25 protein-coding genes are annotated in these 25,532 nt (G+C 59.6%); 8 read left to right on the top strand and 17 right to left on the bottom strand.

What is annotated here, in order from left to right; all coding sequences use genetic code 11:
- Nucleotides 1-13 precede the first annotated feature (13 nt).
- The 7 genes from flgK to C6Y56_RS07635 all read right to left on the bottom strand — a co-directional run bounded on the left by flgK (nucleotide 14) and on the right by C6Y56_RS07635 (nucleotide 8,692).
- On the bottom strand, nucleotides 14-2,059 hold the full coding sequence (gene flgK, locus C6Y56_RS07665; protein WP_169429379.1) for a flagellar hook-associated protein FlgK: 2,046 nt from the start codon (nucleotides 2,057-2,059) through the stop codon (nucleotides 14-16).
- 21 nt (nucleotides 2,060-2,080) lie between these two features.
- Nucleotides 2,081-3,373 carry a flagellar assembly peptidoglycan hydrolase FlgJ gene (flgJ, locus tag C6Y56_RS07660; protein WP_169429378.1) on the bottom strand — a complete coding sequence of 431 codons (1,293 nt, stop codon included), beginning with the start codon at nucleotides 3,371-3,373 and terminating at the stop codon, nucleotides 2,081-2,083.
- Nucleotides 3,374-3,384: 11 nt separating this feature from the next.
- Nucleotides 3,385-4,473, bottom strand: a complete 1,089-nt coding sequence (locus tag C6Y56_RS07655; RefSeq protein ID WP_080593281.1) for a flagellar basal body P-ring protein FlgI — start codon at nucleotides 4,471-4,473, stop codon at nucleotides 3,385-3,387.
- 27 nt (nucleotides 4,474-4,500) lie between these two features.
- Nucleotides 4,501-5,196, bottom strand: a complete 696-nt coding sequence (gene flgH / locus C6Y56_RS07650; protein WP_007965503.1) for a flagellar basal body L-ring protein FlgH — start codon at nucleotides 5,194-5,196, stop codon at nucleotides 4,501-4,503.
- A 53-nt stretch (nucleotides 5,197-5,249) separates the two neighbouring features.
- The gene (flgG, locus tag C6Y56_RS07645; RefSeq protein WP_011333017.1) at nucleotides 5,250-6,035 is read right to left on the bottom strand and encodes a flagellar basal-body rod protein FlgG; all 786 of its coding nucleotides are present in this window, start codon (nucleotides 6,033-6,035) and stop codon (nucleotides 5,250-5,252) included.
- A 45-nt stretch (nucleotides 6,036-6,080) separates the two neighbouring features.
- Complete coding sequence (locus tag C6Y56_RS07640) at nucleotides 6,081-6,821, bottom strand: flagellar basal body rod protein FlgF (protein WP_169429377.1); 741 nt, start codon at nucleotides 6,819-6,821, stop codon at nucleotides 6,081-6,083.
- Nucleotides 6,822-7,132: 311 nt separating this feature from the next.
- A complete protein-coding gene (locus C6Y56_RS07635; RefSeq protein WP_169429376.1) occupies nucleotides 7,133-8,692 on the bottom strand; it encodes a sigma-54-dependent transcriptional regulator in 1,560 nt (519 codons plus the stop codon).
- Nucleotides 8,693-8,960: 268 nt separating this feature from the next.
- On the opposite strand from C6Y56_RS07635, the gene phhA reads away from it, so the two are divergent.
- The 6 genes from phhA (at nucleotide 8,961) to C6Y56_RS07610 (ending at nucleotide 13,348) form a co-directional block, all read left to right on the top strand.
- Nucleotides 8,961-9,752, top strand: a complete 792-nt coding sequence (phhA, locus tag C6Y56_RS07630) for a phenylalanine 4-monooxygenase (protein ID WP_039765515.1) — start codon at nucleotides 8,961-8,963, stop codon at nucleotides 9,750-9,752.
- A gap of 117 nt (nucleotides 9,753-9,869) precedes the next feature.
- Nucleotides 9,870-10,226 (top strand): 4a-hydroxytetrahydrobiopterin dehydratase, encoded by a 357-nt coding sequence (locus C6Y56_RS07625; protein ID WP_003222798.1) that lies wholly within the window; start codon nucleotides 9,870-9,872, stop codon nucleotides 10,224-10,226.
- Nucleotides 10,226-11,419, top strand: coding sequence for an amino acid aminotransferase (locus C6Y56_RS07620; RefSeq protein WP_169429375.1), 1,194 nt, complete (start codon nucleotides 10,226-10,228; stop codon nucleotides 11,417-11,419). Before C6Y56_RS07625 ends, C6Y56_RS07620 begins: the two co-directional genes overlap by 1 nt.
- A gap of 258 nt (nucleotides 11,420-11,677) precedes the next feature.
- On the top strand, nucleotides 11,678-11,809 hold the full coding sequence (locus C6Y56_RS29380; protein ID WP_007958347.1) for a hypothetical protein: 132 nt from the start codon (nucleotides 11,678-11,680) through the stop codon (nucleotides 11,807-11,809).
- Between the two features lie 73 nt (nucleotides 11,810-11,882).
- Entirely contained in the window at nucleotides 11,883-12,065 is a 183-nt protein-coding gene (locus C6Y56_RS07615; protein ID WP_169429374.1) for a hypothetical protein, read from the top strand.
- A gap of 95 nt (nucleotides 12,066-12,160) precedes the next feature.
- Nucleotides 12,161-13,348, top strand: a complete 1,188-nt coding sequence (locus tag C6Y56_RS07610) for an MFS transporter (protein ID WP_169432606.1) — start codon at nucleotides 12,161-12,163, stop codon at nucleotides 13,346-13,348.
- Here C6Y56_RS07610 and arfB read toward each other — a convergent pair.
- Nucleotides 13,345-13,758 carry an alternative ribosome rescue aminoacyl-tRNA hydrolase ArfB gene (gene arfB / locus C6Y56_RS07605; RefSeq protein WP_169429373.1) on the bottom strand — a complete coding sequence of 138 codons (414 nt, stop codon included), beginning with the start codon at nucleotides 13,756-13,758 and terminating at the stop codon, nucleotides 13,345-13,347. The two genes, C6Y56_RS07610 and arfB, sit on opposite strands and share 4 nt — an antisense overlap.
- Before the next feature lie 288 nt (nucleotides 13,759-14,046).
- On the opposite strand from arfB, the gene queC reads away from it, so the two are divergent.
- Nucleotides 14,047-14,745 (top strand): 7-cyano-7-deazaguanine synthase QueC, encoded by a 699-nt coding sequence (queC, locus tag C6Y56_RS07600; RefSeq protein WP_169429372.1) that lies wholly within the window; start codon nucleotides 14,047-14,049, stop codon nucleotides 14,743-14,745.
- 70 nt (nucleotides 14,746-14,815) lie between these two features.
- Here the strand turns inward: queC and C6Y56_RS07595 are convergent, their stop codons facing one another.
- Both C6Y56_RS07595 and C6Y56_RS07590 read right to left on the bottom strand, forming a co-directional pair.
- Nucleotides 14,816-15,694: a queuosine precursor transporter gene (locus C6Y56_RS07595; RefSeq protein ID WP_169429371.1), complete on the bottom strand. Its 879-nt coding sequence runs from the start codon at nucleotides 15,692-15,694 to the stop codon at nucleotides 14,816-14,818.
- Nucleotides 15,684-16,283 carry a helix-turn-helix transcriptional regulator gene (locus tag C6Y56_RS07590; protein WP_169429370.1) on the bottom strand — a complete coding sequence of 200 codons (600 nt, stop codon included), beginning with the start codon at nucleotides 16,281-16,283 and terminating at the stop codon, nucleotides 15,684-15,686. Before C6Y56_RS07590 ends, C6Y56_RS07595 begins: the two co-directional genes overlap by 11 nt.
- 556 nt (nucleotides 16,284-16,839) lie before the next feature.
- On the opposite strand from C6Y56_RS07590, the gene glyA reads away from it, so the two are divergent.
- Nucleotides 16,840-18,189 carry a serine hydroxymethyltransferase gene (gene glyA / locus C6Y56_RS07585; RefSeq protein ID WP_169429369.1) on the top strand — a complete coding sequence of 450 codons (1,350 nt, stop codon included), beginning with the start codon at nucleotides 16,840-16,842 and terminating at the stop codon, nucleotides 18,187-18,189.
- A 102-nt stretch (nucleotides 18,190-18,291) separates the two neighbouring features.
- Here the strand turns inward: glyA and C6Y56_RS07580 are convergent, their stop codons facing one another.
- The 7 genes from C6Y56_RS07580 to C6Y56_RS07550 all read right to left on the bottom strand — a co-directional run bounded on the left by C6Y56_RS07580 (nucleotide 18,292) and on the right by C6Y56_RS07550 (nucleotide 25,458).
- Nucleotides 18,292-19,704 carry an amino acid permease gene (locus tag C6Y56_RS07580; RefSeq protein WP_169429368.1) on the bottom strand — a complete coding sequence of 471 codons (1,413 nt, stop codon included), beginning with the start codon at nucleotides 19,702-19,704 and terminating at the stop codon, nucleotides 18,292-18,294.
- A gap of 848 nt (nucleotides 19,705-20,552) precedes the next feature.
- On the bottom strand, nucleotides 20,553-21,764 hold the full coding sequence (rluB, locus tag C6Y56_RS07575) for a 23S rRNA pseudouridine(2605) synthase RluB (protein WP_169429367.1): 1,212 nt from the start codon (nucleotides 21,762-21,764) through the stop codon (nucleotides 20,553-20,555).
- A gap of 155 nt (nucleotides 21,765-21,919) precedes the next feature.
- Nucleotides 21,920-22,111, bottom strand: a complete 192-nt coding sequence (locus tag C6Y56_RS07570; protein ID WP_169429366.1) for a DUF1289 domain-containing protein — start codon at nucleotides 22,109-22,111, stop codon at nucleotides 21,920-21,922.
- A 2-nt stretch (nucleotides 22,112-22,113) separates the two neighbouring features.
- Nucleotides 22,114-23,121: an SMC-Scp complex subunit ScpB gene (gene scpB / locus C6Y56_RS07565; protein ID WP_169429365.1), complete on the bottom strand. Its 1,008-nt coding sequence runs from the start codon at nucleotides 23,119-23,121 to the stop codon at nucleotides 22,114-22,116.
- Nucleotides 23,122-23,132: 11 nt separating this feature from the next.
- Nucleotides 23,133-23,831, bottom strand: coding sequence for a segregation and condensation protein A (locus C6Y56_RS07560; protein WP_169432605.1), 699 nt, complete (start codon nucleotides 23,829-23,831; stop codon nucleotides 23,133-23,135).
- A gap of 120 nt (nucleotides 23,832-23,951) precedes the next feature.
- A complete protein-coding gene (locus C6Y56_RS07555; protein WP_096822250.1) occupies nucleotides 23,952-24,581 on the bottom strand; it encodes an L-threonylcarbamoyladenylate synthase in 630 nt (209 codons plus the stop codon).
- A 13-nt stretch (nucleotides 24,582-24,594) separates the two neighbouring features.
- Entirely contained in the window at nucleotides 24,595-25,458 is an 864-nt protein-coding gene (locus tag C6Y56_RS07550) for a PHP domain-containing protein (protein WP_169429364.1), read from the bottom strand.
- Nucleotides 25,459-25,532: the final 74 nt, after the last annotated feature.

The following is a 25,532-nucleotide window of genomic DNA, read 5'->3' as shown; positions in this document are numbered from 1 at the left end:
GAATTACGGCTCCTTAAAGACTGTTGATCAGCGTTGCGAAGGTTTCCTGCGCAGCCTTGATGATTTGCGAAGAGGCGGTGTAGTACTGCTGATACTTGACCAGGTTGCCGGTTTCTTCGTCCAGGTTGACCTGGGACAGCGAATCGCGCGCGCCTTGTGCCTGATCCAGAATTACTGTGGTGGCTGCACTGTCGGATTTGCTCTGAGCGGCCTTGGTACCAACGTTGGTCACCAGTTTGTTGTAGGCGTCGGTCAGGCTGATGCCCTTGCTTGCCGTGCCGGTATCCACGGTCTGTTTGGTCTGCAGGCCGACCAGCGCCTGCGCGTTGCGGTTGTCCGAAGAAGCGGCGCCGGTTAGGTTGATCGTGAAGGTTTCGCCTGGTTTCGGTGTCGCGCCCACGGTGGTCTGAACGGTGAAGGTTTTCTGCACGTTCGGCGTGACCGAGGTATCCATCACCGGAGCCCCGGTGGAGTCGACCATGCCGATTTTCAGGTTCAGGGTGTTGGCCTGCCCCGGCACGATGGTGCCGGTACCGATGGTGAAACCCTTGGCATCGACCATGTTGTACGACTGGCTGCCGCTGGTGACCGCACCCATGACCAGTTTGACCGGCGTCGAATACTTGAGCGCATTCTGCAACTCGGCCTGGGAGGCCGGGTTGGTGATGTCGAGAGTGTCGACCAGCGTCGGCTGAGTGTAGGTGCCGGAATTGTTGGCACTGGCCACGCCAGTCAACGGTGCTGCCGCCGCGATTTTCTTCGGATCGGTGAGCACGGTCTGAATCGTGGATCCTGCGTTGCGGGTCGGCGTCACCTTGAAGGTGTCACCGGCGCTCAGCGCACCGCCATTGAGGGCCAGGGTGAAACCGTCGATCACTGGCGGTGGCGTGGTGGTGGTGCTGAACGAACCCATGTCGGTGCCATCGGAGCGCTTGACCGAATAGTCGGTGGCGCTGGTGAAGGTGACCTGGTAATCGCTGGTGGTCAGCTTGCCGGTGTCCTTGATGGTGACGTTCAGGTTGCCCGAACCCGCGCTGTTGCCTGCCGAGGCAATGCTGCGCTGGCTGATCAGCGCGGCACTGTTGATGTCGTTGAAGATCGGCGCGCCGAAGTCACCGTTCTTGTCGATGCCCTGGGCTTGCTGGCGGTTCATCTGGTCGGCAATGACCAGCGCGACACGACCCAGTTCGTTGAGCGAAGGGTTGAGCACTTCATTGCGATAGGTCAGCAGACCGCCGATTTCACCGCCATTCATCACCGAAGTGATGTCGATGGTGCTCGAGCCACGATCCATCTGAATGGCCATGCGCGACGGGTCATCCTTGCTCGGCACGGTGCTCAGGGTGTTGGTGGTGTTGCCGACGACCAGCGGCTGACCGCTGCCGACGTAGACGTCGAAGCTGGTGCCGCGTTCGACGACTTGTGCACCGGTCAACTCGGAGAGCTGGCGCACGGCTTCGTTACGGCTGTCGAGCAGGTCGTTCGGCTGGCCGCCGCTGGTGGAGACCTCACCGATTTTCTGGTTCAGGTTGGCAATCGAGGTGGCCAGTTTGTTCACCTGGGCAGCCATGTCCGCCAGGTTGCCGTTGATCGTGGTGTTCTGATCGTTCAGCTGTTTGGCCAGGGCATTGAAGCGGCTGGTCAGCGCCTGTGCACCGGTCAGCACCGACTGACGGGAAGTGTCGTCGGTCGCCGAGGTCGCTACACCCTGCATCGAGGTGAAGAATTTCTGCAGCACACCGGTCAGGCCAGTGTTGGTATCGGACAGCGAGGCGTCCAGCGCGGTCGCTTGAGCACCGTAGGCGGCCGCTTCGCTGTTGAGCGAAGTGGCGGTGTGCAGTTGAGTTTCGAGGTAAGAGTTGTACACCCGGCGCACGTCCGCCAGGGTGGTGCCCGTACCGATGAACACGTTGCCACTCTGGATCGAGGACTTGGTGCTCTGCACGGTTTGCTGGCGTGAATAACCGGCGGTGTCGACGTTGGCAATGTTGTTACCTGTCACAGCCAGAGAGGACGAACTCGCGGCCAACCCCGACATCCCGATATTGAGCAAACTCATGATTCAAACCTTACCTTGTGTTTATAAAGGCGTTGTTGAAACGCCGGCCGCAGCGTAGCTCTGATTGACCGTCATCTGCCTGGCAATCTGCGAAATCTTCGTCGCGTAGTTCGGGTCGGTCGCGTAACCGGCCTTTTGCAATTCGCGTACAAACTGTTCTGGGTTATCGGCCGACTTCAGCACATCTTGATAGCGATTATTGCTCTGCAGCAAAGTCACCAGATCGTGGAAGCTGTCCTTGTAGGAGGCGTAGGAACGGAATTCGGCCGTCTCCTTGACCATCTGCCCGTTGCGGAATTCGCTGGTGATCGCCCGGGCCGAATCGCCCTTCCAGTTGCCACTGGCCTTGATCCCGAACAGGTTGTGACTGCTGCTGCCGTCCTGAGCGCGCATGACCGACTTGCCCCAACCGGTTTCCAGTGCAGCCTGAGCCACCAGATAACGCGGATCGACGCCAATGCGCGCTGCAGCTTCCTTGGCCATCGGCAGCATGGTGTTGACGAATTCGTCGGCGTTGCTGAAGGCGCGCTTGGCCGGTGCCAGCGGAATCTGCGCCATGGCGCGACCATAGATCTGCATCTGTCCGCCAGAGGCTTTGTCTGCCTCGGCACGGTCCAGCCAGTCGCCGTTGTACAGCGGGCCGGAACCGGTGGCAGCGGCCGTCGCGGCACGCTGCGGCAATTGAGCGGCCGCCGTCGGCGTGGCCGAAGGCACCAGGCCGGCGAGCAAGCGATCAGCCAGTTTCGGTGGCAGGGCCAGACGACGCTGGTTGATCATTTCCATGTCGTTGCGATGGGCCAGCTGGGTATTCGGCGCATGCACCGAACGCGAAGCCCACAACGGACGCTCGCCATTGAGGCGCGACAGCGGACCGCTGGTGGCCACGGTGCCGGCGGCCACCGGCGTGGGCACCGCAGCAGCCTTGGCAAGGGCCTCTTGCTGCTTGGCGGCGGACGCGGCAGCGGCCTCACCCGGCGCCATCGGTTTGTTCTTCGACATCTGCTTCATCAGCACGTCGGCCAGGCCGATACCACCGCCCTCGCGGGACAGGGAAACAGCCAGTTGCTGGTCGTACATTTCCTGATACTGCTTGGCTGCCGGGGTGTTGAGCGGATTGTCCTGGCCCAGCGCTTCAGTGGCCGAACGCATCGACTTGAGCATCTCACCGAGAAACAGCGATTCGAATTCCTGCGCCACCTTGCGCATGTTCCCGTCGCTGTTCTTGTCGCCAACCTTGAGCTGATTCAGACGATTGAGGTCGGAGTACGAACCCGAATCGCTGCTGCTGACCAGACCGCTTTTGCGCATATCCATGAGTGCGGTCCTCAGATCACGATCAGGTCGGCTTGCAACGCGCCGGCCTGCTTCAGTGCTTCGAGAATGGCCATCAGGTCACCCGGCGCCGCGCCGACCTGGTTCACCGCACGCACGATTTCGTCGAGGGTGGTGCCCGGGCCGAACTTGAACATCGGCTTGGCTTCCTGCTGAGCATTCACACGCGAGCGCGGGACCACGGCCGTCTGACCATTGGACAGCGGGCCCGGCTGGCTGACGATCGGGTCTTCGGTGATGGTCACGGTCAGGCTGCCGTGGGTCACGGCGGCCGGCGACACCTTCACGTTCTGGCCGATGACGATGGTGCCGGTACGCGAGTTGATGATGACTTTCGCCACCGCCTGACCCGGGTCGACTTCGAGGTTTTCCAGGATCGACAGATAGTCGACGCGCTGGCTCGGATCGAGCGGCGCAGTGACGCGAATCGAGCCGCCATCGATGGCCTGGGCGACGCCAGGGCCGAGCATGTCGTTGATCTTGTCGACGATGCGCTTGGCAGTGGTGAAGTCGGAACGGTTGAGGTTCAGTGTCAGGCTGTTGCCCTGGTTGAAACCGCTCGGCACCGAACGCTCGACCGAGGCTCCGCCCGGGATGCGACCGGCCGACGGAACGTTGACGGTGATCTTCGAACCGTCACGACCTTCGGCATCGAAACCGCCGACCACCAGGTTGCCCTGAGCGATGGCGTAGACATTGCCATCGATACCCTTGAGCGGGGTCAGCAACAGGGTGCCGCCGCGCAGGCTCTTGGAGTTACCGATGGACGAAACGGTGATGTCGACCTGCTGACCCGGTTTGGCGAACGCCGGCAGATCGGCACTGACCGACACCGCCGCGACGTTTTTCAGCTGCACGTTGCCCGATCCCGGCGGCACCTTGATGCCGAACTGCGAGAGCATGTTGTTGAAGGTCTGCAGGGTGAACGGGGTTTGCGTGGTCTGGTCGCCGGTGCCGTTAAGCCCGACCACCAGGCCGTAGCCGATCAACTGGTTGGAACGCACGCCGGAAATGCTGGCGATATCTTTCAGCCGCTCGGCGTGGGCACCAAAGGCTGCGGACATCAACGCCGCAGCGAGCATGAGGCTCTTGAAATTCAACGTAGCCACCTAGAAAGGGAACAGCGGGCTGAGGAAGAAACGGTCGAACCAGCCTGGCTGACTCGCATCGGCAAACGAACCGGTGCCCGAATAGGTGATGCGCGCATCGGCGACCCGGGTCGACGACACCGTGTTGTCTGTGGCGATGTCATCGGCGCGTACGAGACCGGCGATCCGCACCAGCTCATCACCGGTATTGAGGGTCATCCACTTCTCGCCGCGCACGGCGATGATGCCGTTGGGCAGCACATCGGCGACGGTCACGGTGATCGAACCGGTCAGGGTGTTGCCCTGGGCCGCCTTGCTGTCGCCCTTGGTCGCACGGTCGCCGCTGTAGCCGACGTCCAGGCTCAGATCGTTACCGCCCAACGGGTTGTTGGTGGTGCCACTGCCGCCGAACAGCGAAGTCAGGCCAATGCCGGTCTTGCTGTTCTTGGCCACTTGCGAGTTGGCGTTCTTGCTGGCCTGAGTCTTCTCGTTCAGGGTGATGGTGATGATGTCACCGACCCGGAACGCCTTGCGGTCGCTGTACAGGTTCTGTTCGAAACCGGCCTGATAGATCGAGCCGTTGTTGGCGGCCGCCGGCAACGGCGTACGCGGCAACACCGGAGCGTAGTAAGGGTCATTGGGCTTGGGCGTCGGAGCGACGCAGCCCGCGAGCGAGACCACCCCACCCAATGCCAGAACAGATACGAAGCGCTTCATGACCCTTACCTCACGGTGTTGCAGGCGGCCTCATGACCGCCTCATAGACTTGATTACAGATTCTGCGTTACGAACGAGAGCATCTGGTCGGCGGTGGAGATCACCTTGGAGTTCATCTCGTACGCGCGCTGGGTGGTGATCATGTTGACCATCTCTTCCACGGTGCTGACGTTGGAGGTTTCCAGGGTGTTCTGCAGGGTGGTACCGAAACCGTTCAGGCCCGGAGTGCCGACTTGCGGCGCACCGGAAGCGGCGGTTTCCAGGAACAGGTTGTTGCCCACCGCTTGCAGACCGGCCGGGTTGATGAAGTCGGCGGTTTGCAGGTTGCCGATCACCTGGGCGGCCGGGTTGCCGGCAACGGTGATCGATACGGTGCCGTCGCGGCCGACAGTGAAGGTCTGGGCGTTGTTCGGGATGACAATCGCCGGCTCCAGCGCGAAACCGCTGGCGTTGACGATCTGGCCATTGGAATCGAGGTGGAAAGTACCGTCACGGGTGTAGGACGTGGTGCCGTCCGGCTGCAGGATCTGGAAGAAGCCACGACCATCGATGGCCATGTCCAGCGGCTGCTCGGTGGTTTGCAGGCTACCGGCGGTGAAGTTTTTCTGGGTGCCGACAATGCGCACACCGGTACCCACTTGCAGACCCGACGGCAGTTCGCTGTCCTGGGTCGACTGGGCGCCTGGCTGACGCTTGATCTGATACAGCAGGTCCTGGAACTCGGCGCGGTCACGCTTGAAACCCGTGGTCGACACGTTTGCCAGGTTGTTGGAAATGGTGGTCAGGTTGGTGTCCTGGGCGGACAGACCGGTTTTGGCAACCCATAGAGCCGGAAGCATTCGATTCTCCTCGTGCGCCTGTTTTACGGCGCGACGTTCTGATAATTAGCTGATCTGCAAGACCCGAGCCATGGCCTGGTCGTCGTCTTTGGCGGTGTTCATCATCTTGACGTGCAACTCGAACTGCTTGGCCAGGGCCAGCACCGAGGTCATCTCTTCCACGGCATTGACGTTGCTCGACTCCAGGAAACCCGACACCAGTTTGACGTTGGCGTCGGCCGGCGCAGGCTGGCCGTCCTTGGTGTAAATCGAACCGTCCAGGCCCTTGTTCATGTTCTTGATGTCCGGGTTGACCAGTTTGATCCGGTCGACTTCGGCCATGACGCGCGGGCCTTCGCCCATCGCACGGATACTGATGGTGCCGTCTTCACCGACTTCCACCTGCTGCTCCGGTGGAATGGCAATCGGACCGCCATTGCCCAGTACCGGCATGCCGTTGCCGGCGCGCAGTACGCCGAGGGCGTCGATGTTCAGGCTGCCGGTGCGCACGTAGCTTTCGCCGCCGCTAGGGTTCTGCACGGCAATGAAGCCGTTTCCGCTGACGGCCACGTCGAGATCACGCCCGGTCTGCACCAGCGAGCCCGGGGTAAAATCGGTGGCGGGCCGCTCGCTCATGGCAAACGCACGCGCCGGAAAGCTGTCACCGAACACCGGCATCGAACGCGCCTGCTCCAGGTCGCGCTGAAAACCATTGGTGGAGATGTTCGCCAGGTTGTTGGCATGAGCCTTTTGCGCCAGTGCGTTCTGGCTGGCGCCGGTCATTGCCACATAAAGGTACTTGTCCACACTCTTTCCTCTGCATGCCGGACGTTTGCCGCCCACCGCTGTACTGCTGACCCACAAGCAATTTGCAGACCAACTTTTTTCTGGCGGCCAGGGACCCGATAAACAAAGGACTTGAGGGAATTGGCGGGGTTTGGGGGAATGTATCGAAGACGAAAAACCGGCGGTGTCATGCCGCTTGGCGGCAAACACCGACGCGGAGGTTGCCCGGACTACCGCTTTCGCGAGCAAGCTCGCTCCCACAAGAGATCGCATTTCCACTGTGGGAGCGAGCCTGCTCGCGATGAGGCCATCAGAAGCGATGCAATTACCGGTTAAGACTCACTCTTGCCGACTTCATATTCACGCAGCTTGTTGGCAATCGTGGTGTGCGAAACCCCGAGCCGCTTGCCCAACTGCCGACTGCTTGGATGTTCGGAATACAGTCGCTCCAGCACCGCTTTCTCGAAGCGCCCGACAATCTCGTCCAACCCGCCCTCCAGCGAGAAGTCGCCAAGCGGCTGACGCACGCCATAGTCCGGCAGACGAATATGTTCGGCCTTGACCGTCCCGCCATCACACAGCGACACCGCCTGGAAGAGCACGTTCTCCAGTTGCCGAACGTTGCCCGGCCAATGGTAGTGACTGAGCCGGTCCATTGCCGTCGGCGCCAGTTTCGGCAGCGGGCAGCCGATCTGCCGGCTGGCCTGATCGAGGAAGTGCTCGACCAGCGGCGTCAAACCGTCGAGGCATTCGCGCAAGGGCGGAATGTGCAGCGACAGCACGTTCAAACGGTGATACAGATCCTGGCGAAATTCCCCTCTCGCACACAGCTCCGACAGATCCACCTGGGTGGCGCAGATCACCCGCACATCCAGATAAACCTCTTCATCACTGCCTACACGCCGGAAGCAGCCGTCCTGCAGGAAGCGCAGCAATTTCACCTGCAAGCGCGGGCTCATTTCGCCAACGCCATCAAGGAACAGCGTGCCGCCCGCCGTCAGCTCAAGCAATCCGAGCTTGCCTTCGGCCCGCGCCCCTTCAAAGGCACCAGGGCCATAGCCGAACAGCTCGGTCTCGGCCATCGACTCCGGCAGCCCCGCACAATTGAGCGCCATCAGCGGCGACTGCCCGCGCGGACTCGCCAGGTGACAGGCACGCGCCAGCAATTCCTTGCCGGTGCCGGTTTCGCCTTCAATCAACAACGGCGCATCCAGCGGTGCCATGCGCCGGGCTTCGCGCACCACCGCCGCCATCACTTTCGAGCTCTGGAAGATACTGTCGAAGCCACGCAACTCTTGCTTGCGCACGTTATAGATGCGCTCGCCGACACGGTCCGCCCGGTGCAAGGTCAGCACGGCACCGGCCATGGCCTCGCTGTCGTCGTGCTCCGATTGCAGCGGGGCGATGTCGGCCAGAAAGATGTCGCCCTTGACCTTGACCCGCATGCCGTTGATTCGCGATTTGTTGGCGCGCACCAGCTCCGGCAAGTCAAAGTCTTCGGCATAACGCGAGAGTGGAATCCCCGGCACCTCGTCGACCCGAACCCCGAGCAACTGCGCCGCCGCCCGGTTGGCGGCAACGATGGAGCCGCCCATGTCGATCGACAGCACCGGAAACTCCAGCGCACCGAGCAGCGCATTCAGCTCCATGTGTCGGCGCTCGCTGGGCATCAACCCGACACGCTTGACACCGAAGACCCCGGCGATGGCCTCGAATTTCGGTCGCAGCGCCTGGAACTGCAGGTTGATCAGATTCGGGCAATGCAGATAGATCGCGTTGCCGTGTTCACCGCCGACCTCACCGCGGGCGACGTTGATCCCGTACTCCACCAGCAGATTGAGGATGTCGCGCAGAATGCCGATGCGGTTCTGGCAGTGGACTTTGATACGCATATAAAGGCCCGAAACAGGTAAAGGGGCGGATTTTTCTCTGCCGCCCGCAAGATAGTCGTCAAGATTATGTGACAGACACTGGCCATTTCAAACCCGCCAATCACCGTAATCACGACTTATCGCACAAAGCGTAACGAAAAATTTACGACTCAAAGAGACTTTTCCTGCCTGACCGGCCATCAACCTGGTGCAACACGGCACACGCTGGGGTATTTCTCAGTCCATCGCAGGACATAACAAGAACGAATTCCCCTCGCAGGAGAGCAGTATGAAGCAGACGCAATACGTGGCCCGCGAGCCCGATGCGCAAGGTTTTATCGACTACCCCGCCGAAGAACACGCGGTGTGGAACACGCTGATCACCCGCCAGATGAAAGTGATCGAGGGTCGGGCGTGCCAGGAATACCTGGACGGTATCGAAAAACTCGGCCTGCCCCACGACCGCATCCCGCAACTGGGCGAGATCAACAAGGTGCTCGGCGAGACCACCGGTTGGCAGGTTGCCCGCGTCCCGGCGCTGATCCCCTTCCAGACCTTTTTCGAATTGCTCGCCAGCAAGCAGTTTCCGGTGGCCACGTTCATTCGCACCCGTGAAGAACTGGACTACCTGCAAGAGCCGGACATTTTCCACGAGATCTTTGGCCACTGCCCGCTGCTGACCAACCCGTGGTTCGCTGAATTTACCCACACCTACGGCAAGCTCGGCCTGCAAGCGACCAAGGAAGAACGCGTTTATCTGGCGCGTCTGTACTGGATGACCATCGAGTTCGGCCTGGTCGACACCCCGCAAGGCAAACGCATCTACGGCGGCGGCATCCTTTCTTCGCCGAAAGAAACCGTTTATTCGCTGTCGGACGAGCCCGAGCATCAGGCCTTCGATCCGCTGGAAGCCATGCGCACGCCGTACCGCATCGACATCCTGCAACCGTTGTATTTTGTCCTGCCGAACCTCAAGCGCCTGTTCGACCTGGCTCACGAAGACATCATGGCCATGGTCAAGCAAGGCATGCAGCTGGGTCTGCACGCACCGAAGTTTCCACCGAAACCAAAAGCTGCGTGAACCGTGGCTTTTACTTACAAGTGAGTCTGTCAGTCGTCGCGGCTTTGGTTTAGCGTGACGACATTGACGACCGTAACAGCTCTTATAAAAAAGACATCCGATCTCAGGAATCAAACCATGTCCACTTTGAACCAAGCCCATTGCGAAGCGTGCCGTGCCGATGCCCCACAAGTCAGCGATGAAGAACTGCCGATCCTGATCAAGCAGATCCCTGACTGGAACATCGAAGTACGTGACAGCATCATGCAGCTGGAAAAAGTCTTCCTGTTCAAGAATTTCAAGCACGCTCTGGCCTTCACCAACGCCGTCGGCGAGATCTCCGAGGCCGAAGGTCATCACCCGGGCCTGCTGACCGAATGGGGCAAAGTCACCGTGACCTGGTGGAGCCACTCGATCAAAGGCCTGCACCGCAACGACTTCATCATGGCCGCGCGCACTGACGAAGTGGCCAAGACTGCAGAAGGACGCAAGTAATGCACTTCGACGCCATCGGCCGGGTGCCCGGCGACCCGATCCTCGGCCTGATGGAGGCCTACGCGCAGGATTCCAACCCGCGCAAGTTCGACCTCGGCGTGGGCGTCTACAAGGATGCCCAGGGCCTGACGCCGATCCCGGAGGCGGTGAAAATCGCCGAGGCGCGTCTGGTCGAGAGCCAGGACACCAAGACCTACATCGGTGGCCATGGCAATCCGCTGTTCGGCAAAGTCATCAATGAGCTGGTGCTCGGTGCCGATTCGGCACTGATCGCCGAGCAACGTGCCGGCGCCACCCAGACCCCGGGCGGCACGGGTGCCCTGCGTCTGGCAGCGGATTTCATCGCGCAATGCCTGCCGGGCAAAGGCGTATGGCTGAGCAACCCGACCTGGCCGATCCACGAAACGATTTTCGCGGCCGCCGGGGTCAAAATCAGCCATTACCCGTACGTCGGCAGCGACAACCGTCTCGACGTCGATGCAATGCTCGCCGCGCTCAATGAAGTGCCGAAAGGTGATGTGGTGCTGCTGCATGCGTGCTGCCACAACCCGACCGGTTTCGACCTGGGTCACGACGACTGGCAGCGGGTGCTGGACGTGGTGCGCAGCCGCAACCTGCTGCCGCTGATCGACTTTGCCTACCAGGGTTTCGGCGATGGTCTGGAGCAGGATGCATGGTCAACCCGGCTGTTCGCCGCCGAGTTGCCCGAGCTGCTGATCACCAGTTCCTGCTCGAAAAATTTCGGCCTGTACCGCGACCGCACCGGTGCGCTGATCGTCTGCGCGAAAAGCGCTGACAAGCTCATCGACATCCGCAGTCAGCTGGCCCACATCGCCCGCAACCTGTGGTCGACGCCACCGGATCACGGCGCCGCTGTCGTCGCCACGATCCTCGCCGACCCGGAGCTGAAACGCCGCTGGGCCGACGAAGTGGAAGCCATGCGTCTGCGCATCGCCCAGTTGCGCAGTGGCTTGGTGCAAGCGCTGGAACCGCACGGTCTGCGCGAGCGTTTTGCGCACATTGGCGTGCAACGCGGGATGTTCTCCTACACCGGCCTGTCGCCGGAACAAGTGAAAAACCTGCGCGAGCATCACAGCGTTTACATGGTCAGCTCGGGCCGGGCCAACGTCGCCGGGATTGATGCGACGCGCCTCGACCTGCTGGCCGAAGCGATCGCCAACGTCTGCAAATAACCCCAATTGTGGGAGCGAGCCTGCTCGCGATAGCGGTGCATCAGTCAGCACAAATGTCGACTGACAAGCACTTATCGCGAGCAGGCTCGCTCCCACATTTGCCCTGCGTCACCCTGTCGCACTTGTCTAGACAATCCCGCCCGTCGAAACAAATGGATTTAAAAATCTGTTTGTCACTTTTCCTGCTGTATCCTTCGCAGGCTTTCTGAAAGCGCGGATCTACCAGATCTATCAACAGACTTAGCGAGGAGCGCAACCATGCACGAGATTCCGAATCTCCCCTTCCCAAGCCTGCACGAAACTGAGCAGACGACCACGCAACAAGCCGGCGCCCAACAGCCCGAGCCGAAAGAAGCCGCCGAAAGCCGTCCGGCCGACAGCGAAGAGTAAGTAATACCCGCCGTACAGACCGTGTGGAAAGCGCTAACATGCGCTTTCCACACTGCCTGAAGCCGAGCCCGCCATGACCGAAGAATCCTTTGACGAACACCAGGCCGCAATCCTCATCGGCGCCACCGAGAAGATGATCGAGATCTGGAGCCGCCTCTCGCCCGAGAAACAGGCCGCCCTGCTCGCCCGTTTCGGCAGCGAAGAAAACGCCCTCGCGGCACTGGTCACCACGCAACTGGTCGCTCCGGCCAAATAGTTTTACTTTTCCCCGCCGCAGAATCGCCCACGCCGGTATCATGAGCAGCCTATCTATTCTGCTCTCCCCGTGGATCGTTACTCATGTCGTCCTCAATGCCAGAACCCCAGCGCCCCCTGGCGGTCACGCTGCAAGTCGTTTCCATCGTCCTGTTCACCTTCATCGGTTACCTCAATATCGGCATTCCGTTGGCCGTACTGCCGAGCTATGTGCACAGCGACCTGGGTTTCGGCGCGGTCATCGCCGGTCTGGTGATCAGCGTGCAATACCTTGCCACCCTGCTCAGCCGTCCGTATGCGGGCAAGATCATCGACAACCAGGGCAGCAAACGTGCGGTGATGATTGGTCTGGCCGGTTGCGGCTTGAGCGGTGTGTTCATGCTGATCTCCGCATGGACGCCCAACCTGCCGATGCTCAGCCTGATCAGCCTGTTCGTTGGTCGCCTGGTACTCGGCAGCGCGGAAAGTCTCGTCGGTTCCGGATCGATCGGCTGGGGCATCGGCCGCGTCGGCGCGGCCAACACGGCCAAAGTCATCTCGTGGAACGGCATCGCCAGTTACGGCGCGCTGGCGATCGGTGCGCCGCTCGGGGTGTGGCTGGTCAGCCGTTTCGGCCTCTGGAGCATGGGCGTAAGCATTCTGCTGCTCGCAACGCTGGGAGTGCTGCTGGCCTGGCCGAAGACCGCTGCGCCGATTGTCGCCGGCGAGCGCCTGCCGTTCATGCACGTACTGGGGCGAGTCTTTCCACACGGCTGCGGCCTGGCACTGGGCTCGATCGGTTTCGGCACCATCGCCACCTTCATCACGCTGTATTACGCCACCCGGCATTGGGATAACGCGGTGCTGTGCCTGAGCCTGTTCGGCGCCAGCTTCATCGGCGCGCGACTGCTGTTCGGCAATCTGATCAACCGTCTCGGCGGCTTTCGCGTAGCGATTGCCTGTCTGTCGGTGGAAACCCTCGGCCTGTTGCTGCTATGGATCGCACCGGATGCACACTGGGCGCTGGCTGGTGCGGCATTGAGCGGTTTCGGCTTCTCGCTGGTGTTCCCGGCACTGGGCGTAGAGGCGGTGAACCTGGTGCCGGCCTCCAGCCGTGGGGCGGCGGTCGGCGCCTATTCGTTGTTCATCGATCTGTCGCTGGGGATCACCGGCCCCCTGGCCGGGGCGATTGCGGCGGGCTTCGGTTTTGACTCGATCTTCCTGTTCGCTGCCATTGCCGCACTGAGTGGCCTGGCGCTGAGCATCTATCTGTATCGCCACACATCAAAGTACCGCGAAGACTAGAAATCCACCTTGCCCCGCCCGGCCTTGATACTGCCACGCTTGGTTTTCGATTCGAGCCGACGTTTCTTTGAACCCAGCGTCGGCTTGGTCGGCCGGCGCTTCTTCTCGACCTTGGTAGCGCTGAGAATCAGCTCGATCAGGCGCTCCAGCGCATCGGCGCGATTCTGTTCCTGCGTGCGGTATTGCTGGGCCTTGATGATCAGCACGCCATCGCTGGTGATCCGGCTGTCACGCAACGCCAGCAAGCGCTCCTTGTAGAACTCGGGCAAGGACGAGGCCGGAATGTCGAAGCGCAGGTGCACGGCGCTGGAGACCTTGTTGACGTTCTGCCCACCGGCCCCCTGGGCGCGGATAGCGGTCAGTTCGATCTCGGCATCCGGCAGATGCACGTTATTGGAAATCTTCAGCATTGCATTCTCATCGTAGAGCCTGGCGCTACACCGCATCTGTAGAAGCTACGGTCAGCAGGACCCTGGGTGTGCTTTCAGTGTCGCGCCTTTTCACTATACACGGCGACTATCAGGCGAAACGGGAAAACGTTTGGGAGAAAATGCCCCGTCAATAGGGGGGGGCATTCGTCAGTGCCAATGAGCGCCGTACTACGTAGAATATCGCCACGGCAATGAGCAACCGGGACAAGCCCCCCTCGATTATTGTTCGAATATTGCATTTACCCTTTCCATGCAGGAAGCATAATCATGAGCAATAAAGCAGTCATCGTATTTAGCGGCGGACAGGATTCAACAACCTGCTTGATCCATGCCTTGACCCATTACGATGAAATTCACTGCATCACATTTGACTATGGCCAGCGCCATCGCGCGGAAATTGAAGTTGCACAGCAACTGGCAAAAGAACTTGGCGTGACCGTGCACAAGACCATGGATGTGTCGCTGCTGAATGAACTGGCCATCAGCAGCCTGACCCGCGACAACATTCCGGTTCCGACCATCAACAGTTCAGGAGAAAGCCTGCCCAGTACTTTTGTACCCGGCAGAAACATCCTGTTTTTGACCCTGGCTTCCATTTATGCGTATCAGGTACAAGCCAGAACCGTCATTACCGGCGTTTGTGAAACAGACTTTTCGGGTTACCCGGATTGCCGGGATGACTTCGTCAAGGCATTGAACAAAGCCCTGGAACTGGGCATGGACTATCAATTGACCCTGGACACTCCGCTGATGTGGCTGAACAAAGCGGAAACCTGGGCCCTGGCCGACTACCACAAGCGACTGGAGTTCATTCGGGACCAGACACTGACCTGCTACAACGGCATCAAAGGTAACGGCTGCTCCAATTGCGACGCGTGTAACCTTCGTGCCAAAGGCCTCAATGAATACCTGAACAAAAAAGATCAGGTTACGCACAGCCTGAAAGCAAAACTGAATCTGAACTGAATATTCGACGACACAACAAGCGCTCACCCGGTATGACATAACCGATACACCCGGTGAGCGCCATTCTGCATTATTGCGCCTGACCGCCAGTCAGGTACTTCTTGAACAATGCCCTTGCCCCATAAGCAGGCAATACATTGAAGAAAGCGAAGCCAACCTTTATCGCAATCTGAACGTAGATCATGTTCAGTATCGCGCTGGTTTCCATCGCACCATAAAACGCGATGAAGCAGAAAAGAAAGCTGTCGATGATTACCGCAAACAACGTACTTAAAAACACGCGCAAGAACAGAAATCTGGAATTTGTGAGTTCCTTGATTTTGCACAGCAAATACGAGTTTATATTTTCGGAAACCAGAAATGAAACAGAGGAAGCTACCAGGACAGAAGACAACTGGCCAATGACATCATTGTAAGGGCCATCGAGCTTCCAGCCAGGCAATCCGGGGAGATGAGTCGTGATGGCCAGCAGGATGATGATGGCCGCGTTGCTGATGAAGGCAAAGAGAATCGCTTTTCGCGCAAGCCTGAGACCGAACGTTTCATTCAACAGATCGACGATCAGAAACGTCAGCGGATAAAGAAAAGTCCCAGGCGTTACGATAATGTCCAGAGACTCCAGATAGATCGGCTTGGTCGCGGCGATACTGGTAAAGATATACAGCGTAAACAACATGAGGTTCAGAATGATATAGATCATCCAGGAACTCTCATGGCGATCATTCAACTCATAAGCGGTCAGCGCCCCTCCCTGGGAATAAAACTTCTTGTACAGATTCTTTATTTCCAGCTTGTTCAGATTATCCATAATCTCACTATTCAACACTTCACTCAGTTTTATTTTGATTATCTTGCCTGTCGCAATCACCATGATGACGGCCAGGCTTTTACCGTTTTCAAATCCCAATAGCTTGTACTTGCTGTTTTCCATTCCAACACTACAGCCCATTAAATCGTTCCTCGATTATATCCCCGATAACACAAATACGATCCGTGGCAACGCCAGTCTCTCTGGATATCAGCAGCCTGTTCGTGGCTTTGTCATACAGCAGTTTTTCCCTGTCGCTACTCGAAGAACCTTTCTGAACGATCAATAGATCGCCCGGTTCATTCAATCCACTGATCTCGTTTTCCAGCAGCACACCTATCAAATTGAAAGAGGCGCCAAAATAATAAGTCAATGGATAAACCGTGGCCAACTCGCCAATTCTCTTGTCCAGATTCTGGATCACCAGACTCTCTTTCAGAACAGGCACTGCCGCCGGATTCATGTTCCCTTGCGGCGAGATACTGCTTTCTATTATCTCCTTCTCTTCAAAATCGATGGTTTCTATTTCTTCATAGGAAACACCAAAGAAATCGGAAATCTTGCGAACCGTGGACTGCTGCACATTGACCACCTTCCCCTCGAGGATGTTATAGATGGTCGTTCTGGTCAGGCCACTGGAGTTACACAAGGACAGCTGCGTCTCCCCACGACTTTTTATCAGGTACTTGATATTGTTTTTCAGATTCTCCGATCTTTCTCTTCTGTGCATGAGTTACTGACCGCCCATTTATAACTGTAATGAAAACACACCCTGAATGATGACTCACGGGTACTCACATCAGGTCGTTGATTACAGTTGCATCCCTGTCAAAACCGCGAGAGATCATAGCATCCTCCATCCTTGAGTGACCGAAACCGGGGCGACTCATCCAGACTTGCAGACTCACCTGCAAGCTGTACTGACGTGTTAGTTCCCGCAGCCTTCCCCTTCACCACCGCAAAGCGGCGACGGTCGCCCTACAGCTTTACACCTTGAGCCCTGCAAAAAGAATCATTTTCTTTGAACAATGTTCATTTTTTTGATTAATTTTTCTCGCGTTCACAAACAAAAAAACTATGATGCTTCAAGCTGTCCCTCGTCACGGTAACCCGCAGAGGAAATCAGACAGTGGCTACCTGTACAGACGTTGGTTTTGCGCGCATCGGCGCCGGAACACGGATCCGCCTGTACAGCTTGTGGCGATACATGGATGTCGGCACACGCAAAACCAGGAAAGTCGCGCTGTTGTTCGCGGCGCGCAACAAACAGGGAAGGAATACAAAGAATGCCGGTCAATACTCAACCGCTTACGACCCAGGCCGACTTGCTGCGGCGCGGCCTGACGGATCTGCGAGTGCAAGACGCCGAACTCGCGCAGATCCTTGACGCCGAAGTCACGCGACAGCACCAGACCCTGTCGCTGGTATCTTCCTCCTGCGCAGTCAACCCACGCACCCTGGCGGCCTCTGCGTCGGCGCTGGTCAACGTGACGGCCGAGGGCACACCCGGCAGGCGCTATAACGCCGGTTGCGAGAACGTCAGCCTGGTCGAGTCGCTGGCCATTCGAAGAGCCCGGGCGCTGTTCGGCGCTCAGTACGCCAACGTGCAGCCACACTCGGCATCGAACGCCAATTACCAGGTGCTCACCGGCCTGCTCGAACCGGGGGATACCCTGCTGGGAATGGCCGTCGAACATGGCGGCCACCTCACCCACGGCAGCACCGCAGCGTTCTCGAGCGACCACTACAAAGCCATCCAGTACGGTACGACCTCCCAAGGCCTGATCGATTACGACGAGGTGCGAACGCTGGCGCTCGCTCACCGCCCGCGCATCATCATGTGCTGCGCCACTGCTTACTCGCGGATCGTGGATTTCGAACGCTTTCGCGAGATTGCCGATGAGGCCGGCGCCATCCTGCTCGCCGACATTTCACACATCGCCGGACTGGTTGCCACCGGACGGCATCCGAGCCCGATTGACATTGCACACGTCACGACCACCTGCACACACAAGCAACTCATGGGCCCCCGAGGCGGCCTGATTCTTTGCGGCCGGGACGCCAATACCAAAGTCCCCGGCTTGCGGACGACCTTCAGCCGCGCCCTTGATCACGCCGTGTTTCCCGGCATGCAGGGCGCGCCGGCCGTCAACATGATCGCGGCCAAGGCGACGGCGCTGGGTCATGCAATGTCGGCCGAATTCGACGCTTACATGGCGCGGATCCGCCATACCGCCGATGAACTTGCCACTGCGTTTCAGGCACATGATTACGAAGTCGTGGGCGGACGCAGTGAAAATCACACGATTCTGCTTCGGTTGCGCAGCGGCATCACCGGCGCCATTGCAGAATCGGCGCTGGAGCAATGCGGGATCATCGTGAACAGGCATCGTGTCCCCGGCGAGGCTCGATCATCCTCCGTGACCAGTGGGTTGCGTATCGGCACGGGCTCCATTGCCCAGCGCCACATCGACTCGCGGGGATGCCGGCAGATTGTCGACCTGATGTGCCGGATCCTCGACAAAGTGACAGCGCTTGGCGAACGGGATTACACACTGGAGCACTCCGCCAGAGACCAATTCCGCTTACAGACCGAAGCGTTGTGCACGCTTTACCCCATTGCCGACTACACATAGAGCCTCGAACCACCGAACGCGCAAGGCGTTCGGGATCACTGTCGAAATCCGCGAAAACAAAAAACCCGGCGCCTGGCCGGGTTTGTTGTTTGGCTTGCCGCGTTATTTCACGGCAGCGTGCAACTCCTGCTGCGCACCACGCTTGTTCTTGATCACATAGCAGACCCACATGAACACGACCCACACCGGAATCGCATACACCGAGACCTGAATGCCCGGGATCAGCAGCATCACACCGAGAATGAACGCCACGAACGCCAGGCAGATGTAGTTGCCGTACGGGTACCACAGCGCCTTGAACAGCGGCTTCTGGTGGGTCTTGTTCATGTGCTGGCGGAACTTGAAGTGCGAGAAGCTGATCATCGCCCAGTTGATCACCAGCGTTGCAACGACCAACGACATCAGCAGTTCCAGCGCGTGTTGCGGGATCAGGTAGTTGAGCAGCACAGCCACCAGAGTCACAGCCGCCGACGCCAGGATCGAACGCACCGGCACGCCGCGCTTGTCGATCTTCGCCAGACCTTTCGGTGCATCACCCTGCTCGGCCATGCCCAGCAGCATACGGCTGTTGCAGTAGGTGCCGCTGTTGTACACCGACAACGCTGCGGTCAGGACCACGAAGTTGAGGATGTGCGCGGCGGTGTTGCTGCCGAGCATCGAGAACACCTGTACGAAAGGGCTGCCGCTGTAGGAGTCGCCCGACGCGTTGAGGGTTTCCAGCAGGCTGTCCCACGGGGTCAGCGACAGCAGGATGACCAGTGCGCCGATGTAGAAAATCAGGATCCGGTAGATCACCTGATTGATCGCTTTCGGGATCACGGTTTTCGGCTTGTCGGCTTCGGCGGCGGTGAAACCGAGCATTTCCAGACCACCGAAGGAGAACATGATGATCGCCATGGCCATCACCAGACCACTGACGCCGTTCGGGAAGAAGCCGCCGTGGGACCACAGGTTACTGACCGACGCCTGCGGGCCGCCATGACCGCTGACCAGCAGGTAGCTGCCCAGGGCAATCATGCCGACGATCGCCACGACCTTGATGATCGCGAACCAGAACTCGGCTTCACCGAAAACTTTGACGTTGGCCAGATTGATCGCGTTGATCAGCACGAAGAACGCGGCTGCGGTGACCCAGCTCGGGATATCCGGCGCCCAGTAGTGGATGTACTTGCCGACTGCGGTCAGCTCCGACATGCCCACCAGGATGTACAGGATCCAGCAGTTCCAGCCCGACAGGAAACCGGCGAAACCGCCCCAGTATTTGTGCGCAAAGTGGCTGAAGGATCCGGCCACCGGCTCTTCGACGATCATTTCGCCGAGCTGGCGCATGATCATGAAAGCGATGAAGCCGCAGATGGCATAGCCGAGAATCATCGACGGGCCGGCGGATTTCAGCACCCCGGCCGAGCCGAGGAACAATCCTGTACCGATCGCGCCACCGAGGGCGATCAGTTGAATATGGCGATTTTTCAGGCCGCGTTTCAGCTCGCCTGATTGCGAGTTTTGTCCACTCATGAAAAAGGTCTCACGCAAGGTTTGATGATGTTCAGTAGACGTTGCTGCAAGGTTGCGATTTCAACCAACCTTGATCAAACCCCAGCGCAGGCACCAGGAATTCAGCTTTTTTACAACGGTCATGCGTCACCTGTTTGTTTTTATCTGTGACGAAATCGAACCCGACACGCTCGTGACGCGACGGAGTGAACAAGACGGATAGCCTTGAGGTATGCGCGATTACGCAGAGGGTCACAGGTAAAACGCGGCGCATTGTACACCGCTAACCCCCTGCTGCCAGACCCCGCTGGATCAGCGTGTCGGTTGCCGGGATTGCGTGTGTCCACCCCGGGCGACCCGGGCGGCTGCAAAAATTGAGTCAGGCCTTTGCAGGCCATCGGCGTGGACGATGGAAAATCCGTCCCACGTAGAGAAGTGAAATTGGATATCGGCGTTCATTGCGCCTCCTTCTTGTTATGCACCTGCACGACAGGCATGGGGCGCATCTCACCCTCCAAACGGCGCTGAAACAAGCGCACCAGAGCGCTGCGCAAGGCCCGGCGGACGGGACTCCGGCAGATTTTCCTTACAGCACGGCAGGGGCACGCGATCCACGGGACTTCAGAGGGTTTTTCGTAAATATTCACTGACAGTGCGTAACGAAAAATTTCCACCTCAGACGGATAGAAGGCAGGCACGGTGATTGACATTAGCTGGCTAACTATCTGAAGAACGTCAGTTTTTTTGTTTTAAAACAAGAAAAAACACACCCCAAAAAAGAAACAAAAAATCCAAAAAAAAACGCCAACCCTGAGGTTGGCGCTTCTGTTTTTCAGCTTGAAGCTTGCGGCTCGAAGCTTACAACTGCGTTATTCCGGCTTCTTGCGACCGAAACCCGGACGCTGCCCGGAACCGGCCGGTGCGCCACGGCGCTTGCCCGACGGTTTGTCGTCGTCCGCCAGCTTGATGCCTGGACGCTTCGGCGCCGGTTTGGCCGGACGCCTGGTCTCGGCTGGACGATCCGCCACTGGCGTACCGCGACCGGCCGGTGCACGACCTTCACCACGCTCGGTGCGCCCACGCGGAGCGCGCTCGCCATCCGGACGCGCCGCTGGCTTGCGACCCGGACGCTCGCCTTCGATCTGCGGCTCACGCACGGTACGCGGGCCGGCCGCCGCCGGTGCGCCGTTGGCCGGACGCAAGGTACGCACGCGCTCGGTGCGAGGCATCGGCCGCGACGATTTACGCTGCATGCGGTCGAGCTTGTCTTTGCTCTTGGCATTCAGTTGCGGCATGGCCACCGGGGTCAGGCCGACTTCGGCGCTCAGCACGTCGACTTCATACTGGCTCATTTCGCGCCAGCGGCCCATCGGCAGGTCGGAGTTGAGGAACACCGGACCGAAACGCACGCGCTTCAGGCGGCTGACCACCAGGCCCTGGGATTCCCACAGACGACGCACTTCACGGTTGCGACCTTCCATCACCACACAGTGATACCAGTGGTTGAAGCCTTCGCCGCCCGGTGCCTGTTGAATATCGGTGAAGCGCGCCGGACCGTCTTCCAGCACGACGCCGGCCTTCAGACGCTCGATCATCTCGTCATCGACTTCGCCGCGAACACGGACTGCGTACTCGCGGTCCATCTCGTAGGACGGGTGCATCAGGCGGTTGGCCAGCTCACCGTCGGTGGTGAACATCAGCAGACCGGTGGTGTTGATGTCGAGACGGCCGATGTTGATCCAGCGCCCTTCTTTCGGACGCGGCAACTTGTCGAACACGGTCGGACGACCCTCCGGGTCGTCACGGGTGCAGATCTCGCCGTCCGGCTTGTTGTACATGATCACGCGGCGGACCGACTCGGCAGCCTCTTCGCGCTTGATGACCTTGCCATCGATGGTAATGGCATCGTGCATGTCGACGCGCAGGCCAAGGGTGGCGTCTGTGCCATTGACCTTGATCCGGCCCTGGCTGATCCACGCTTCCACGTCACGGCGCGAGCCGACGCCGATACGGGCGAGGACTTTCTGCAGCTTTTCGCCTGCTGGGCCGATTTGCTGGTCGTCTTTCTGGTTGTCACTCATCTGGGCACCTCCCGGTGTGGTCTGTTCAGCGGCTCTGGATTGGGCCTGCCGAAGCATTGAAATCTGGGTTTTCGGGCGAAGGGATCGCCGAAGGGTCGCGAATCATACGCGGATGTGGCCGCGTGCGCATCAGAGACTAGTCGATCAAACCAAGGTTATTTCTTTTTCCGCCGACCGGTGGCGCCGAGCTTGATCAGGCGCAGCGCAGCTTCGGCAAGTACGGTGCGCTTGTCGTCCTTGTCGAGTTTCTTCCAGGCCCGGATCTCGCGCTTGCTGCGGCCGCAGCCGATGCAGATGTCGTCACTGAACTTGCAGACGCTGATGCACGGGTCTTTGGTCGAGCTCATGCTCAATCCTCGAACTCGCGGCGTTCGGCTTCGATGGCTTCGGCCAGTGCCCGGGCTTCGGCTTCTTCTTCGCTCAGTGCTGGCTCAGGTTCTGGTGCGGGTTGTTCGAGGCGAGCAACGGCGGCCAGCAGTTTTTCCCGGGCTTCGGCCACGCCGAGCACATCGTCTTCCAGTTCAGGTTCGGACTCAAAGTCAGGCTCGAATTCAGGCTCAAAGTCAGATTCTGGCTCACCCTCAACCGGCGGTTCGACCGGATCGGACTCAACCCCGGTCGGCATCGATTCGCCGCCCACCCCGTCACGCAGCAAGTCGTCGAAGTCGGTCTTGATCCCCTCCTCCATGCTGTCCAGCTCCAGCAACAGCGTGTGGAAACTGGTTTCCTCTTTCTGCTCTTCCGGCTCGGCACTGGCATCGGCCAGCTCCTGCAGGCCAGGCGGCACTGGAGCATCGTCGAAGTCGAGCACCGGATCCGGCTCGATCTCGCGCAGTTCGGCCAGTGGCGGCAACTCGTCAAGGCTCTTGAGGTTGAAGTGATCGAGAAACGCCTTGGTGGTGGCGAACATCGCCGGTTTGCCCGGCACGTCGCGATAGCCGACGATGCGGATCCACTCGCGCTCCATCAGCGTCTTGACGATGTTGGTGTTGACCGCCACGCCCCGCACATCTTCAATCTCGCCACGGGTAATCGGCTGGCGATAGGCAATCAGCGCCATGGTTTCCAACAGGGCCCGGGAATAACGCTGCGGGCGCTCTTCCCACAGTCGGCCAACCCATGGCGCGAACTTCTCGCGGATCTGCAGGCGATAGCCGGAGGCGACCTCCTTAAGCTCGAACGCCCGCCCCTCGCAGGACTTTTCCAGCAGGGCCAGGGCTTTCTTGAAGACCGGCGGCTCCGGCCGTTCGCCTTCCTCGAACAACTCGTACAGACGTTCAAGGGTTTGCGGCTTTCCCGAGGCCAACAGAAAGGCTTCAAGCAGGGGCGCCAGCTCGCGGGGTTCACTCAGGTTCATGTTCGGACTCGTTATTCGACTCGGGCTCGCACGTGGATCGCGGCGAACGGCTCATTCTGCACCAGCTCGACCAGGGATTCCTTGACCAGTTCAAGGATCGCCATGAAGGTCACTACCACCCCGAGCCGGCCTTCCTCGGCGGTGAACAACTCGACGAACGGCACAAAGCCGCCGCCCTTGAGACGCTCCAACACGTCGCTCATGCGTTCGCGGGTGGACAGCGCCTCGCGGCTGACCTGATGGCTTTCGAACATGTCGCCACGGCGCAGCACTTCTGCCATGGACATCAGGATTTCTTCCAGCGCCACGTCCGGCAGCAACTTGCGCACCGTGGCCTGCGGCGCGTCGAGTTTTGGAACGATCACGTCGCGACCGACCCGGCTCAGGCCATCGATGCCTTCGGCCGCAGCCTTGAAACGTTCGTATTCCTGCAGACGGCGGATCAGCTCAGCGCGCGGGTCTTCCTCTTCGTCCTCGACGGTTTCGGCCCGTGGCAGCAGCATCCGCGACTTGATCTCGGCCAGCATCGCGGCCATCACCAGGTATTCGGCGGCGAGCTCCAGGCGCACCGACTGCATCAACTCGACATAACCCATGTACTGACGAGTGATTTCCGCCACCGGGATGTCGAGGATATTGATGTTCTGTTTGCGGATCAGGTACAGCAGCAGGTCGAGCGGGCCTTCGAAGGCTTCGAGGAAGACTTCCAGGGCGTCCGGCGGGATGTACAGGTCCAGCGGCATTTCCGTGACCGCCTGGCCATAGACCATGGCAAACGGCAGTTCCTGCTGGGCACCGGCCTGGGGATCAACGGTTTCCACTGCGGACATTCAGGCCTCGACCATGAACGGAGCCGGATCGCCGCAACCGACGCGGACCACTTCCGGATCGTCGCCGGTCAGGTCGATTACGGTGGAGGCCTTGATGCCGCCGAAACCGCCGTCGATGATCAGGTCCACCTGATGCTCCAGCAACTGGCGCATTTCGTACGGATCACTCAGCGGGTCTTCATCGCCGGGCATGATCAGGGTCACGCTCATCAGCGGCTCGCCCAGTTCGGCAAGCAATGCCAAGGCAATCGGATGGCTCGGCACGCGTAGGCCGATGGTGCGCTTCTTCGGATGCAGCAACAGCCGCGGCACTTCACGGGTAGCGTTGAGAATGAAGGTGTAAGGCCCCGGCAAGTGGGCTTTCAGGATTCGAAAGGTCCCGGTGTCGATCTTGGCGTAATTGCCCAGCTGCGACAGATCGCTGCAGATCAGCGCGAAGTTGTGCTTTTCGTCGAGCTGACGCAGGCGTCGAACGCGCTCGATGCCGTTCTTGTCGCCGATCTGGCAGCCGATTGCGTAGGAAGAGTCCGTGGGATAGACCACCACCCCACCCTTGCGGATGATCTCGACCGCCTGTTTGATCAGGCGCGCTTGCGGGTTTTCCGGATGAATCTGGAAAAATTGACTCACATTCTCTACCTGTTCAGACGGCGGCAATAACTGTGTCATGTTTGAACCGACACCACAGGGGTGAAAGGTCCTCCGGCACCGGCCGGTACTGGCCGATCTCGGACCAGCCACCAGGGCCATGGAAATCACTGCCGGCGCTGACCAGCAGACCGAACTCACGGGCAAGAATCGCAAGGCTGCCCACCTGTTCCGCAGGCTGATGACCGTTGACCACTTCGATCGCCTGCCCGCCCGCTTGAATATAGTCTGCAATCAACTTTCGGCGCTTGCTGCGGGTGAAATCGTAGTGCCACGGATGCGCCAGGCTGACCCAGGCGCCGGCGGCGCGCAGCGTGCCGACGGTGTCTTCGAGGGTCGGCCAGTGTTGCTTGACGTCCCCCAGCTTGCCGGCGCCGAGCCATTTGCGGAACGCTTCGGCGCGATCCTTGACGAAACCTTCACGCACCATCCAGTCGGCGAAATGCGGACGGGCCGGTGCGTTACCGCTGTCGCCCAGTTCCTGCTGGATCTGCCGCGCGCCGTCGAGCGCGCCGGGCATGCCCTTGAGGGCGAGCTTGCGGCTTATTTCTTCAGACCGCAGCCAGCGGCCATCGTGCAGACTGGCGATCGCCTCGACCAACGGCGCGGCGTTGACGTCGAAACCGTAGCCCAGCACATGAATGGTCGCGCCGCCCCAGGTGCAGGACAGTTCGACGCCGTTGACCAGTTGCATGCCCAGCGCTTCGGCGGCCGTGCGCGCTTCGGCGAGGCCTTCGAGGGTGTCATGGTCGGTCAGGGCCAGGACTCGCACGCCATTTTCGAACGCACGCGCAACCAGTGCCGCAGGCGCCAGGGCGCCATCGGAGGCCGTGCTGTGGCAGTGCAAATCAACATTCACGGGGATGTGTAACCTCAAATCAGCCGGCGCTATCGCGCGCCCATATGTTTGTTATTATGCCGCCACATCCAGCT

It is taken from the genome of Pseudomonas fluorescens, assembly GCF_012974785.1.
In the GTDB taxonomy this organism is placed as follows: Bacteria; Pseudomonadota; Gammaproteobacteria; order Pseudomonadales; family Pseudomonadaceae; genus Aquipseudomonas; species Aquipseudomonas fluorescens_BT.
This window is presented reverse-complemented; position numbering and strand designations above follow the sequence as displayed.

What these genes read in the sequence shown, in the direction of transcription:
- flgH (WP_007965503.1), bottom strand. Translation starts at nt 5,196, where the DNA reads ATGAAGCGCTTCGTATCTGTTCTGGCATTGGGTGGGGTGGTCTCGCTC.
- flgK (WP_169429379.1), bottom strand. Translation starts at nt 2,059, where the DNA reads ATGAGTTTGCTCAATATCGGGATGTCGGGGTTGGCCGCGAGTTCGTCC.
- phhA (WP_039765515.1), top strand. Translation starts at nt 8,961, where the DNA reads ATGAAGCAGACGCAATACGTGGCCCGCGAGCCCGATGCGCAAGGTTTT.
- C6Y56_RS07620 (WP_169429375.1), top strand. Translation starts at nt 10,226, where the DNA reads ATGCACTTCGACGCCATCGGCCGGGTGCCCGGCGACCCGATCCTCGGC.
- flgJ (WP_169429378.1), bottom strand. Translation starts at nt 3,373, where the DNA reads ATGGATATGCGCAAAAGCGGTCTGGTCAGCAGCAGCGATTCGGGTTCG.
- C6Y56_RS07570 (WP_169429366.1), bottom strand. Translation starts at nt 22,111, where the DNA reads ATGAGCTCGACCAAAGACCCGTGCATCAGCGTCTGCAAGTTCAGTGAC.
- rluB (WP_169429367.1), bottom strand. Translation starts at nt 21,764, where the DNA reads ATGAGTGACAACCAGAAAGACGACCAGCAAATCGGCCCAGCAGGCGAA.
- scpB (WP_169429365.1), bottom strand. Translation starts at nt 23,121, where the DNA reads ATGAACCTGAGTGAACCCCGCGAGCTGGCGCCCCTGCTTGAAGCCTTT.
- C6Y56_RS07610 (WP_169432606.1), top strand. Translation starts at nt 12,161, where the DNA reads ATGCCAGAACCCCAGCGCCCCCTGGCGGTCACGCTGCAAGTCGTTTCC.
- C6Y56_RS29380 (WP_007958347.1), top strand. Translation starts at nt 11,678, where the DNA reads ATGCACGAGATTCCGAATCTCCCCTTCCCAAGCCTGCACGAAACTGAG.
- C6Y56_RS07635 (WP_169429376.1), bottom strand. Translation starts at nt 8,692, where the DNA reads ATGCGTATCAAAGTCCACTGCCAGAACCGCATCGGCATTCTGCGCGAC.
- C6Y56_RS07580 (WP_169429368.1), bottom strand. Translation starts at nt 19,704, where the DNA reads ATGAGTGGACAAAACTCGCAATCAGGCGAGCTGAAACGCGGCCTGAAA.
- flgG (WP_011333017.1), bottom strand. Translation starts at nt 6,035, where the DNA reads ATGCTTCCGGCTCTATGGGTTGCCAAAACCGGTCTGTCCGCCCAGGAC.
- queC (WP_169429372.1), top strand. Translation starts at nt 14,047, where the DNA reads ATGAGCAATAAAGCAGTCATCGTATTTAGCGGCGGACAGGATTCAACA.
- glyA (WP_169429369.1), top strand. Translation starts at nt 16,840, where the DNA reads ATGCCGGTCAATACTCAACCGCTTACGACCCAGGCCGACTTGCTGCGG.
- arfB (WP_169429373.1), bottom strand. Translation starts at nt 13,758, where the DNA reads ATGCTGAAGATTTCCAATAACGTGCATCTGCCGGATGCCGAGATCGAA.
- C6Y56_RS07590 (WP_169429370.1), bottom strand. Translation starts at nt 16,283, where the DNA reads ATGCACAGAAGAGAAAGATCGGAGAATCTGAAAAACAATATCAAGTAC.
- C6Y56_RS07625 (WP_003222798.1), top strand. Translation starts at nt 9,870, where the DNA reads ATGTCCACTTTGAACCAAGCCCATTGCGAAGCGTGCCGTGCCGATGCC.
- C6Y56_RS07655 (WP_080593281.1), bottom strand. Translation starts at nt 4,473, where the DNA reads ATGCTCGCTGCGGCGTTGATGTCCGCAGCCTTTGGTGCCCACGCCGAG.
- C6Y56_RS07615 (WP_169429374.1), top strand. Translation starts at nt 11,883, where the DNA reads ATGACCGAAGAATCCTTTGACGAACACCAGGCCGCAATCCTCATCGGC.
- C6Y56_RS07595 (WP_169429371.1), bottom strand. Translation starts at nt 15,694, where the DNA reads ATGGGCTGTAGTGTTGGAATGGAAAACAGCAAGTACAAGCTATTGGGA.